The 11,577-nt window shown below is 50.2% G+C and carries 15 protein-coding genes; 1 reads left to right on the forward strand and 14 read right to left on the reverse strand.

Going from position 1 to position 11,577, the window contains the following annotated elements; translation table 11 throughout:
* The first annotated feature begins 174 nt into the window (after window positions 1-174).
* Window positions 175-564 carry a YidB family protein gene (locus ACTBZS_RS10255; protein WP_460431248.1) on the forward strand — a complete coding sequence of 130 codons (390 nt, stop codon included), beginning with the start codon at window positions 175-177 and terminating at the stop codon, window positions 562-564.
* Here the strand turns inward: ACTBZS_RS10255 and ACTBZS_RS10260 are convergent.
* The 14 genes from ACTBZS_RS10260 to ACTBZS_RS10325 all read right to left on the reverse strand — a co-directional run bounded on the left by ACTBZS_RS10260 (window position 551) and on the right by ACTBZS_RS10325 (window position 11,264).
* Window positions 551-2,041 carry an NAD(P)H-hydrate dehydratase gene (locus ACTBZS_RS10260; RefSeq protein WP_463044052.1) on the reverse strand — a complete coding sequence of 497 codons (1,491 nt, stop codon included), beginning with the start codon at window positions 2,039-2,041 and terminating at the stop codon, window positions 551-553. The two genes, ACTBZS_RS10255 and ACTBZS_RS10260, sit on opposite strands and share 14 nt — an antisense overlap.
* Window positions 2,041-2,652, reverse strand: coding sequence for a flavin prenyltransferase UbiX (locus ACTBZS_RS10265; protein WP_463044053.1), 612 nt, complete (start codon window positions 2,650-2,652; stop codon window positions 2,041-2,043). Before ACTBZS_RS10265 ends, ACTBZS_RS10260 begins: the two co-directional genes overlap by 1 nt.
* Window positions 2,636-3,163, reverse strand: coding sequence for a Gx transporter family protein (locus ACTBZS_RS10270; RefSeq protein WP_463044054.1), 528 nt, complete (start codon window positions 3,161-3,163; stop codon window positions 2,636-2,638). Before ACTBZS_RS10270 ends, ACTBZS_RS10265 begins: the two co-directional genes overlap by 17 nt.
* Window positions 3,144-3,512 (reverse strand): NusG domain II-containing protein, encoded by a 369-nt coding sequence (locus tag ACTBZS_RS10275; protein ID WP_460431244.1) that lies wholly within the window; start codon window positions 3,510-3,512, stop codon window positions 3,144-3,146. Before ACTBZS_RS10275 ends, ACTBZS_RS10270 begins: the two co-directional genes overlap by 20 nt.
* A complete protein-coding gene (rapZ, locus tag ACTBZS_RS10280; protein ID WP_463044055.1) occupies window positions 3,509-4,354 on the reverse strand; it encodes an RNase adapter RapZ in 846 nt (281 codons plus the stop codon). Before rapZ ends, ACTBZS_RS10275 begins: the two co-directional genes overlap by 4 nt.
* On the reverse strand, window positions 4,335-5,291 hold the full coding sequence (gene hprK / locus ACTBZS_RS10285) for an HPr(Ser) kinase/phosphatase (protein WP_460431242.1): 957 nt from the start codon (window positions 5,289-5,291) through the stop codon (window positions 4,335-4,337). Before hprK ends, rapZ begins: the two co-directional genes overlap by 20 nt.
* Before the next feature lie 2 nt (window positions 5,292-5,293).
* A complete protein-coding gene (gene ptsN, locus ACTBZS_RS10290; protein WP_460431241.1) occupies window positions 5,294-5,746 on the reverse strand; it encodes a PTS IIA-like nitrogen regulatory protein PtsN in 453 nt (150 codons plus the stop codon).
* A 148-nt stretch (window positions 5,747-5,894) separates the two neighbouring features.
* Window positions 5,895-6,215, reverse strand: coding sequence for a ribosome hibernation-promoting factor, HPF/YfiA family (hpf, locus tag ACTBZS_RS10295; protein WP_022652874.1), 321 nt, complete (start codon window positions 6,213-6,215; stop codon window positions 5,895-5,897).
* Between the two features lie 224 nt (window positions 6,216-6,439).
* Window positions 6,440-7,885, reverse strand: coding sequence for an RNA polymerase factor sigma-54 (locus ACTBZS_RS10300; RefSeq protein WP_460431250.1), 1,446 nt, complete (start codon window positions 7,883-7,885; stop codon window positions 6,440-6,442).
* A 14-nt stretch (window positions 7,886-7,899) separates the two neighbouring features.
* Complete coding sequence (gene lptB / locus ACTBZS_RS10305; RefSeq protein ID WP_460431240.1) at window positions 7,900-8,631, reverse strand: LPS export ABC transporter ATP-binding protein; 732 nt, start codon at window positions 8,629-8,631, stop codon at window positions 7,900-7,902.
* The gene (gene lptA, locus ACTBZS_RS10310; protein ID WP_460431239.1) at window positions 8,628-9,149 is read right to left on the reverse strand and encodes a lipopolysaccharide transport periplasmic protein LptA; all 522 of its coding nucleotides are present in this window, start codon (window positions 9,147-9,149) and stop codon (window positions 8,628-8,630) included. The genes lptB and lptA overlap by 4 nt, the downstream gene beginning before the upstream one ends.
* Window positions 9,127-9,717, reverse strand: a complete 591-nt coding sequence (gene lptC / locus ACTBZS_RS10315) for an LPS export ABC transporter periplasmic protein LptC (RefSeq protein ID WP_460431238.1) — start codon at window positions 9,715-9,717, stop codon at window positions 9,127-9,129. The genes lptA and lptC overlap by 23 nt, the downstream gene beginning before the upstream one ends.
* 3 nt (window positions 9,718-9,720) lie before the next feature.
* Window positions 9,721-10,245: a 3-deoxy-manno-octulosonate-8-phosphatase KdsC gene (gene kdsC, locus ACTBZS_RS10320; protein ID WP_460431237.1), complete on the reverse strand. Its 525-nt coding sequence runs from the start codon at window positions 10,243-10,245 to the stop codon at window positions 9,721-9,723.
* A gap of 32 nt (window positions 10,246-10,277) precedes the next feature.
* Window positions 10,278-11,264 carry a KpsF/GutQ family sugar-phosphate isomerase gene (locus ACTBZS_RS10325; RefSeq protein WP_460431236.1) on the reverse strand — a complete coding sequence of 329 codons (987 nt, stop codon included), beginning with the start codon at window positions 11,262-11,264 and terminating at the stop codon, window positions 10,278-10,280.
* Window positions 11,265-11,577 lie beyond the last annotated feature (313 nt).

Here is an 11,577-nt window from a genome sequence, read left to right on the forward strand (position 1 = left end):
CAGCGCCGATGATAGTGCAGATCCCTGTGTGAAAGTAGGTCTCCGCCAAGCCCCCAACATCAAACCCCCTGACACAACAGTGTCAGGGGGTTTTGTTTTGTCTGAAAAACATTGTGATTTCGCTAAATTTCCCCATATCGTGTTTTTATCGTCATTCTTGTTTAGGGAAATTTCATGGGATTATTTGATCAAGTTCTTGGTATGGCAGGTCAATTGACCGGTGGTCAAGGCGATATGCTGCAATCTGTGGCGCGTCTGATTGAAGAAAACGGTGGTTTACCTGCTTTGGTAGAGCAATTTCAAGCGGCAGGTTTAGGCGAAGTGATTGCTTCTTGGATGGGAACAGACACCAATTTACCAATCACTCCTGAACAAATTGGACAGGTGTTCTCTGAAACCCAATTAGGGGCATTTGCTGAACAGTTTGGCTTAGATGTTGCACAATTGCCCTCCCTTATGGCGCAATTCCTGCCTTCCATTATCAGCCAGTTAGCTGAAAATGGCAGTCAGGATATTGCCAGTCAAGGTTTAGGGTTATTGGGCAGTTTGTTTAATAAGGGTTAAGCAAGGTCTTAATCCAGCGATTCAGAACGATTGGAATTTGCTGCGCAGTGCGGCTGGCTGTTAAACCAAGATAGCCCTCCGCCTGTGCTGCCAGTTGATCCCCTGCTGTGGCATGAACATGTGCTGCTAAAGTGGCAGCAGTAAACAGTGGTAACCCTTGTGCTACCAGTCCACCAATGACGCCACTTAAGACATCTCCCTGTCCCGCACTCGCCATGCCAGGGTTGCCGTTTGGATTCAGATGGTAATAGCCTGATTGTTGCATGATCAGGCTGCCGGCACCTTTCAATAAAATATGGCAATGGTAGCGTTGTCGCAATGCGTGACATGCAGCAAGACGATCCTGCTGAATCTCGGCAATACTCCATCCTAACAATCGTGCCGCTTCTCCTGGATGAGGGGTGAGTAACGTTTCTGCCTGTCGGTGCATGATTTGCTTAATCAAATCTGGATTTTGTGCCAGTAGATTTAAAGCATCAGCATCCAATACAAGCGGCACATCACTATCCAGCGCGTGTGATAACAAAGTCGTGGCTTGTTGGCTTTGTCCTAACCCCGGCCCGACTACATAACAATCGCCGTTGGTTGGTTGATTGGCTTCGGCGGTTTGCATCATCAATTCTGGGTATTCGGCATCGTATCTTACTGTCGGTGCGACACAATACAGTTGAACCTTTCCACTACCCGTGAGCAAGGCTGCTCGTCCCGCTAAAATTGCCGCACCCACCATGCCATCACTGCCTCCAATAATCGCTGTGGTGCCATAACGTCCCTTATGCGAGGCATGTGACCGCACTAATTGTTGCAAACTGCTGAGCGAGGGGCGGTTGATTTCACCTTCGGCCAACGCTGGATTTTTATCCACTGACAGCACGAATACATCAATCTTGCCACAATAATCACGTCCTTCGCCGGTCCATAATCCGGGTTTTGCCGCAAGGAATGTAAGCGTGTGCTGCGCTCGTAAGGTGGGTGTAAAGGCTGTGCCACGCCACGCATCGAGACCAGAGGGAACATCGATCGCTATTTTGGCGCTGGTTTGTTGATTGGCCCACGCAATCAGTTGTGCCCATTCTCCTGTTGGAGCACGTTGTAATCCAATCCCGAATAAACCATCCAAAATCAGTTCGTGATCGTAACAAGGGGGTTGCCATGTTTGGTGTAACACCACACCTGCGAGTTGTGCCGAGATCAGCGCTTGTTTGGCTTCTTGGCTTTTCGGTATCTGTGGCATCCACGCGGTCACTTGATAGCCATATTGGCGCAGTTCGGCTGCTGCAATAAGGGCATCACCCCCATTATTACCTGGACCTACTAGCGCGAGAATTTTTGAAGGTTGGGGATAATGTTGTTGTATCCATTTAGCGATACAACTGCCCGCCTCCGCCATCAGTTGTAAGCCTTGTGCTGCAGCGTGTTCTTCCCATTGTCGTAAAGTGGCTGCTGAATACAGCAACAAGCTTTCTTCTCTTTCCATCAATCTTCTCCCCACCGTTTTTGTAATTGATGCGGTATATCGAGTTGGTCCAAAATTCTTGCTATAACAAAATCAATTAAATCTTCAATCTGTTTTGGATGATGATAAAAGCCCGGACTCGGCGGTAAGATGACTGCCCCAAGCTGAGACAATTTCAGCATGTTTTCTAAGTGCAAAGTAGAAAATGGCGTTTCTCGAGGCACAATAATCAGCTTTTTACGTTCTTTTAAGCAAACATCTGCTGCCCGTTCAATCAGATTGTCGGATAAACCATGTGCAATCGCCGCTAAAGTACCCATTGAACAAGGGCATACCACCATCGCCTCTGGTGGATTTGAACCACTGGCCACCGGTGCAAACCATGCCTCTCGTCCAAATACCCGTAATTTATCTGGCCCAACTTGGTAATGCTGTTGCCACTGCTGTTCAAGATCTGCCGCTCGGCTGGGCAGGGTCAATCCCATTTCTTGTTTGGCGACGACCTGTGCTGCTTGTGAATATAAAACATAGGCTGGGACGCCACTGGCAATCAAACATTCAAGCAAGCGGATGCCGTAGGGCATCCCAGATGCGCCGGTGAGGGCAAGGGTAACATTACGCGGTAGAGGCATGATGAGGTTCCAAAAGCCGTTGGCACAGCCAACCATTGACAATGGCGGTGAGCCAAGCAGACAAGGCAAGAAAAGGCAGGAAATACAGCAGGCCTTGACTGGGTAAGAGCCACAGCCATGCCAATAAGCATTGTGCTGCAAGATGTCCTGCTGCGGAAAACAAACTCAGACTGATCAAACCAAACCAAGGTTTCGGTAAATATTGTGCAATGCCAAGCAAGAGTAAGCTGCCACAGGCACCCGATAACGCTAAGAAGAAGCCGGGGGTAAATAAACTCCCCAACCATAAAGCACTGGCCACCACCCGAATTAAATTCACGGCTACGGCTGCCCGCCAGCCTAATTTTTGTAAAGCAAGTAAAGTGACCAGATTGGCTAACCCGGGTTTGACCCCCGGCAACGGGGAAGGGAAATAAGCCTCAACCACACTCAACACAATCCCTAAACAGGCCAAACGCGCAATGTACTGATCTTGTTGGCTTGGTGCGAGACTAAAAACTGAGACTGTCATGGGAATGTGTCGCTGTTGGCAGTTCGATACTGACCTGATTCGGTAAACAAATCGCGGTTTGTCCCGCGCGTTGCAACCAACCTTGCTGGACACAGTATTGACGTGGGCTTGGGTCGCGGCTGATACGAATTTGACCTTGGCGAATTTCGATTTCTGTCGGGCCTAGGGCACCTTTGACCGTCACCGTTTGGTTTAGACGCAGAGACAGCCGATGTTCAATTTTACCACCAACACGGACGATGGCTTCTTGGGCGGGGGCATGTTGCCAGCTCCAATTGAATAGGGCCAATACCACGGCACCAAAGAAAAGGATGCACAACACATCACCCAAACCGAGGGGGTGTTTCATGCTTGCGTGGGTGGTAATTGCCGATGGCGCAGTAAAACCTGTTCATTTGGAAAAGTGCGACTCAGCCGTTCTGCTAAATAAACAGAACGATGTTGTCCGCCAGTACAGCCAATCGAGATCGTAAGATAACTGCGATTATCCTGATTAAACTGTGGTAGCCAGCGTGACACAAATTGGTGAATGTCTTGGTACATCTGCTCCACTGTCGCCTGCTGTTCAAGGAATGCCGCGACAGGGGCATCTTGGCCCGTTAAAGGCCGCAGGGTAAGATCGTAGTAGGGATTTGGTAAACAGCGGACATCAAACACAAAATCTGCATCAAGTGGCACACCGTGTTTGAAGCCGAATGATTGAAATAACAAGGTCAGTGGTGCGGTATCGGCATCGGCAAATTGTCGCACCCAGCTTCGCAGCTGATTGGCGCTTAAGGCGCTGGTATCAATTCGGTGTCCTAGTGAATGTAAGTCGCCCAACATATCGCGTTCTTTAGCGATACATTCGGGGATGGTTAAACCTTGTTGTGACAGCGGATGGCGGCGGCGGGTTTCGGAATAGCGTCGAATCAGGGTGGCGTCTTGCGCATCTAAAAATAATAGACGCACATCAAAGCCATGCTTACGCAAACTGCTCATGGCCGCCGGCAGCTGCGATAGCATCGGGGCGCTGCGGGTATCAACGCTAATGGCAATCCGTTGATAATTGTATTTTTGATATAACAGGATAATGCGTGCTAAGAAGCCGGTGGGAAGGTTATCCACACAGTAATAGCCAAGGTCTTCCAGCATGTGCAGGGCAACCGACTTGCCTGCACCAGATAAACCGCTAATCAGAATCAGCTGCATAGTCTTGTTCACGCATCATACGGGTTTGCCGATCAATAAAATCTCGGGTGCTATCGATGCCACGCAACTGCAAAATATAGTTGCGGACGGCGGCTTCGACGAGCACAGCAAGGTTGCGCCCGGCTGCCACGGGAATAGTGACTCGCCGTACTTTCACGCCAAGAATATCTTGCGTCTCTGATTGAATGTTCAGGCGGTCGAGACCTTGCATCACTTGGTCATTCGCCTTCACCAAATGAATAATCAGCTTGAGCGCTTTTTTCGGGCGTACAGCCGTTTCACCAAACACCGAGCGGATATTTAAAATCCCCAAGCCTCGGACTTCCAGAAAATCTTTTAACATATCTGGACAGCGGGCTTCGAGAGTTTCAGGGCCAATCCGATACAGTTCTACGGCATCATCAGCAACTAGACCATGTCCACGTGAAATCAGTTCCAGTGCCAGCTCGCTTTTCCCCATCGCGCTATCACCAGTAATCAACACCCCAATTTCCAATACATCGAGGAAAACGCCATGCAAGGTTGTCGAAACTGCCAAGATGCGCGCCAGATAAATCCGCATCACATCCATCAGATAAGGCGAGGGCTGGGTTGAGGCCAATAATGGCACGCGATAGCGTTCGCAATATTGCCGTAGTTGTGATGGAACAGGTTCACCATTTGCGACAATCACCGCTGCCATACTGAGCGAAAACAGTTGGTCGAGCATTTGACGGGCATCGTCGGCCGAGAGCCGGTTGAGGTAATCAATTTCAGCAACCCCAAAAACTTGGATTCGATTGGGGTGGATGAGATTGATATGTCCAACTAGAGCAAGGGTTGGCCGCTGTTCATCATTGCTAATTCGGTTGTCAGTTCCCGAGGCACCAGCAACCCAAGCCAAATTCAGTTTTTGACAGTTATCTTGGTATAGCTTGCGAACGGTAATACTGGGCATGGTTAACGTCGTTCTGTGAGGAGCTGATAAGCCGTAGTGGGAGAGTCCGCTGCCAACAGTGCCTCACGTAGCTGGCGACTGCTAAACAGTTGGGCTAATTCGGAGAGGACTTGCAGATGTAAGTCAGTGGCTTGTTCCGGTACTAACAAAACAAATAAGTTTTGCACCGGTTTGCCATCAGGAGCATCGAATGGGATAGGCGTTTTCAAACGCACGAAAGCGCCGGCGGCTTCTTTCAATCCCTTGGCGCGGCCATGTGGAATAGCTACACCTTGTCCTAAACCGGTTGAGCCGAGTTTTTCGCGAGCAAAGAGGCTGTCAAAAACCTCGCTACGGGCAATGCCGTGGCTATTTTCAAACAGAATTCCCACTTGCTCAAAAACCCGCTTTTTGCTTGCCACATCAAGGTCAAGCACGATGTGGTCGCTTGGCAGAATCTTGGCGATAAGGCTCATTACGAACATCCGAATCAGAAAAACTGCTGGATTGTACGCCGGTTTTCAGGGATTGGCAGCGCATAGGCAAAGCGGGAACTCAGAGTTCCCGCTTGTCATGGTGCGGCAGACTAGACCGGCACCTAAGAATTGACCGTTAAATCAGGGCTTACACAGAGGAATCCATCACTGGCCGCTCGGCATGGTGCTCGGTGATTTTTTCTTTGTGTTTCAACACTTGGCGATCAAGTTTGTCCGCCATCGCATCAATGGCAGCGTACATATCGCTGTGGGTGGCTTCGACATGGATATCTTTCCCTTTCAAGTGCAAGCTTGCACCGACTTTCTGATCCAATTTCTCCACCGACAGAATCACGTTCACCGCGATCACGTTATCAACGTGACGAGTGATACGGTCGAGTTTGGACACGATGTAGTCGCGCAGGGCGGGAGTGACCTCAAGATGGTTGCCGCTGATGTTAAGGTTCATGTCCTTTTGCTTTCCAAAAAATGCGTGGCTGTACGCAATGTTTTGTTCCTGTTGCTATAAGCAGCGTAGCAGGCCTGACTTTCCCGACTGCGTCTGGAACCCTTCCAGACACAGCGCCATCGTTACCGAACGGACTTGCCACGGGTAGCGCAGTAATGGTTGCGAGCCATTGGAAGCCGAGACTTCCTTTACCAAATCAATATAAACCTTGGGTATACCGCACACTAGAGTGCTTTACGTTGGTTGGCTGGTGGTAAATGCAAGGCCTCACGATATTTTGCCACCGTACGCCGCGCAACTTGTATCCCTTCACGAGACAGTAACTCGGCCAGTGTATTATCTGACAGCGGCTTTTTCGGGTCTTCTGCCTGTATCAGTTTCTTTAATCTTGCCTTGATCGCCGTGGCAGAGCAACTCTCTCCACTGTCTGTTTCAAGGCCACTACCAAAAAAGTATTTCAATTCAAAGAGTCCACGCGGACACAATAAAAACTTTTGTGAGGTTACGCGAGAAATTGTTGATTCGTGCAAGCCGAGTTCTTCGGCAATTTCTCGTAGCACCAAGGGCAACATCGCTTCTTCGCCATGTTCAAAAAAAGCTTGTTGCCGGATCACAATGGCTTCTGCCACGCGGAGAATGGTGTCAAAACGTTGGCGGATATTACGCACCAGCCAGCGTGCTTCTTGTAGCTGGCCATTTAGGGCATTTCCGCTTTCGCGTTGTTGTTTGAGGAGATTGGCGTAGAGGCTGTTGACGCGCAAGCGTGGCATCGCGGCTGAATTAAGACGTGCGACCCATGCTGCGCCTTGTTTTTGAACCACAATATCAGCAGCAACATAACGCGTTTCTTCTCCACCAAAACCCGCGGCAGGGTAAGGATTCAAACTGGCAATGAGCTGCTGCGCGGCTTTTAGGGCATGGTCATCTTGTCCGGTGAGCTTGCGCAGGCGGGAAAAATCCCTGTTAGCTAACAGATTGAGATGTTGTTGGCTGATTTCAAGAGCTAAATTACGAATCGCTGAATGGGGCTGTGCTTGCAACTGTAAACGCATTGATTCATGCAAATTGCGTGCGCCAACCCCCGCTGGTTCAAATTGTTGCAACAGAGACAGCCCAACTTGTAACTCACCCAGTAGTTCATCCGCTTCGGTGGCGAGTTCTTCTGACAACTCGGCAGCGAGGTGGTCTAGACTGTCTTCTAAATAGCCTTGTTCATTTAAGGCTTCAATGAGCAAGGTGACAATGGCGCGGTCGCGTGCGCTTAAGACATGCTCGGCTAATTGGCTTAACAGATGTTCGCGTAAAGTTGGCTCGTGACACAATCGGCCATGAGGGTCGAAGTCTTCATCTTCATCACGAGGTAAACCACTGCTGTTACCCCAGTCCCCCCCATAATCCAATTCGAGATGTGTCTCGCTCAGGTCTTCTTTGGGACTGTCGTGATTGGTGTCTGAGGGTTCGTTGACAGCGTCGTGTGGTGGGTGTGCCGGTTCGATGTCGCTCGGGGCTTCATACTCATCAACTCGTTCCAACATCGGGTTTTGTAACAAGAACTGCTCGATTTCTTGTTGTAACTCAACCGTTGACAGCTGTAACAGACGAATAGACTGTTGTAACTGTGGGGTGAGCGTCAGTTGTTGGCTGAGTTTGAGTTGTAAACTTTGCTTCATCAAGGGCCAGATTCCTAGAGGTGGAAATGCTCGCCTAGATAGACACGGCGGACTTCTTCATTATCAACGAGCTGTTGCGGTAAGCCGGCGGCTAAAACGCTGCCATTGCTGATGATGTAGGCGTGATCACAGATTCGCAGTGTCTCGCGTACATTGTGATCGGTGATCAGGACACCAATGCCACGGCTTTTGAGATAGCTGATGATTTTTTGAATATCAATCACCGCAATCGGATCGACCCCAGCAAACGGTTCATCCAACAAAATAAAGCGTGGTCGTGTCGCGAGGACACGCGCAATTTCAACCCGTCGCCGTTCGCCGCCAGACAAAGACAGCGCACTGTGTTCACGCAGATGGCTGATGTTGAGATCTTCCATCAGTAAATCGAGCTGGGCATGATTGTCTTTGTGGTGGCCGCCGGCAATTTGCAAAATCGCCAAGATATTCTCTTCGACGGTCATTTTGCGAAAAATCGAGGCCTCTTGTGGCAAATAACCAAGGCCAAGACGGGCGCGTTGGTGCATGGCCAAGGTGCTGATGTCGCGATCATCTAAGAAAATATGCCCGGCATCCGCCGCCACCAAACCGACAATCATATAAAAACTGGTGGTTTTTCCAGCCCCATTGGGGCCCAGCAAGCCAACTACCTCACCACTTTTGATGTCTAAAGACACATCCTGCACCACCGTTCGCTTTTTATATGTTTTGCGTAGGTGGCGCACAGAAAGCACACTCTGAGGGGTCATGGCTTACTCTTTGGCTGCAAGATCACGGTAACGCGGCCATTTTTGCCACCGCCATTGACCTGAAAGACTTCGGTTTTGCCGTGATAGGTGATGCTATGGCCGACGGCGCTGTCTTGGCCACGCTTAATACGGGCTTGTTCGACGAGGCGCACTTCTTCGCTGCTGCTGTCGTAATCAATCCGTTTGGCTTGGCCCTCAACCCATTCTGCCGCCTGCCCGTCTTTGGCATCTAGGCGTTGCTTAAAATAAGCAGGGCTACCGACGGCAGTGGCTTGTTGTTGACCATTGCCTTTGTCCGTTGCCACGATTTTGCTGGCTTTGAGTAAAAGACTGCCCTGCGTCAAAATCACATTGCCTTCATACACCATTTGACCTTTTTGTTGATCTAAATTGGCGCTATCGGCTTCGATGGTAATCGGTTGCGTGCGGTCAGCCTTTTCTGCCCATGCTGCCGCACTGGTGAAACAGGCCGCCAGACAAAGCAGTTGGCCGAGTTTAAGGGGAAGGTTTCGGTTCATGGATGATCTTTACCCGCGATTGGGGACGTGAAGAAAGGCTGACTTGTCCTGTGGCATCATGGTAGATAAAACCAGCGGATTCGACAGTTGAGCCAGCTTGACGGAACACCGACTGCTGTTTGGAACGGGCGACCCGTTTTTCAACATCGACTTCTAACGCTTGGGTTTCTAAGATTGCCTCGGGACGACCGGCGTGGGCATGGCGCACAAGACGCGTAGCCCCCCTAAATTCAGCAGTTTTTTGTTCAGTGTGATACTGCGCTTGTTGTGCGGTTAATTCACCGATCAATTTACCCTGTTCAAAGCGGCGATAGTGTGGCGCAGTGAAGTAAACGACATTTTGTTGTGGAAATTGCCATATTGCCTTGCCATCTAAACGTTGGATCAACTGTCCATCTATGCCAAATTCACTGGCGCGAAAGTCTTCAATCCGATAGGCCTCGGTGTTGGGACTGTTTGGCGGTGGGCTGATCGCCAACCATCCAATCAAGCTTTCTAAGCCAAAGGTGATGGCAGCGAGTAGGGCAACCAACAACAAAGGAAAAAGACGCGGCGAGGCTTGTAACATGATTTAGGCCAAATAGGGGGCGAGTGCGTGGTCGAGCGTACCTTGCGCTTGCATAATCAACTCGCACAGCTCACGCACCGCACCCCGTCCACCGGCCGCACCCGTCACATAGTGAGCATGGCTGCGGACGATATTCGGCGAATGTGGTACAGCAACGGCCAATTTCACTTGTCGCATCACGGGTAGGTCAATCACATCATCGCCGATATACGCACATTGTTCTGCGTTTAACCCTGTCTGTGCGAGTAGATCGGCAAAAGCACTGCGTTTGCTGTCATAACCGAGATAGAGATGGGTGATGCCAAGATTACGGGCACGATGTTCAACACAGGGCGCGCTGCGGCCACTGATAATTGCCAACTCAACCCCGCTGTCTTTCAACATTTTTAGGCCGTGACCATCCAGTGTATTAAAAGCTTTGATTTCTTCGCCTTGTGGCGTGAAATAAATCGAGCCATCGGTTAGCACGCCATCGACATCAAGAATTAGCAATTTAATATCGCGTGCTAAGGTGTATACAGATTGCATTGCTTATCCAATCACAACAAAAAATGTCTTTATTACACAATGCCAGCACGCAATAAATCGTGCATGGTGAGCGCGCCCAACAAACGTTGTTGTTCATCACACACCAAGAGGCTGAATATTTTATGGGTTTGCATCAGTTGTACCGCTTCAGCGGCCAGACGGTGGGGGGCAATCGTGCGTGGACGGGTGGTCATCAACTCGCCGACCAAGGTAGCGTGTACATCAGCATGGCGGTCGAGGGCGCGGCGTAAATCCCCATCAGTGAAAACCCCCAATAATATGCCTTGCTGATCGGCCACCGCTGTCATGCCCAACCCTTTGCGGCTAATTTCCATTAACGCATCGCGTAATAGCGTGTCTGGTGTTACCACTGGCAGCGCATCAGCCTGATGCATGATGTCTGAGACATGCACCAATAAACGCCGGCCCAAACTGCCGCCGGGATGGGATAGCGCAAAATCTTCTGGCTGGAAACCGCGTGCATCGAGCAATACCATGGCGATGGCATCACCGAAGGCTAAGGCGGCGGTGGTGCTGGTGGTGGGGGCAAGGTTATGTGGACAGGCCTCGCGATCTACCGCTGCGTTCAGATGATAGTCAGCTTCTTTAGCCAGTGTGGATTGCGGGCGGCCGGTCATTGCCAATAAGGTGATGTTCTTACGGCGTAAGCTGGGGAGAAGGGCGACAATTTCTTCTGATTCACCCGAATTAGACAAGGCCAATACCACATCGCCATCTGTAATCATCCCCAAATCGCCGTGTGCTGCTTCAGCAGGGTGAATAAAAAAGGCTGGTGTGCCAGTTGAGGCAAGGGTAGCAGCAATTTTGCGTGCAATATGACCCGATTTCCCCATTCCCGTCACAATCACGCGACCTTGACAATGTAAGATGGCTTCGATTGCCGCTAAAAAAGTGTGGTCTAGGCGTTGTGCCAGCACGCGAATAGCGTCGGCTTCGGTATGTAATACCTCTTGTGCAAGATGGAGTCGGTGTTGGGCCAAAGAATCGAAGTCAGTCATGCAAAAGTCGCTGTCTGTAAAAGGAATAGGCTGTCACGCGGCCCATTATAGCAATTTTAATCGCATCGCCGTGGTTGGCACTGGCATCGTTTCTGTGCATTCCCAGTTTGACCTCCTCCCCGCTTTCAAAGAGTGGGCATTCCTAACTTATTGAACTTTGGAAAGGCTGCACGTTTGGCAAAGAAGTTTTGATATCCCCGCGGTAAATAACCCGCGACTGAAGTCGAAGGCTTTATTGTGAAACGAGAGCATGGTTGATCCCATTTCCAACATCAGGCGTATTTACAGCCGCCCTTGGCGAGACGGCGGTCTC

This window comes from Aquaspirillum sp., assembly GCF_055136605.1.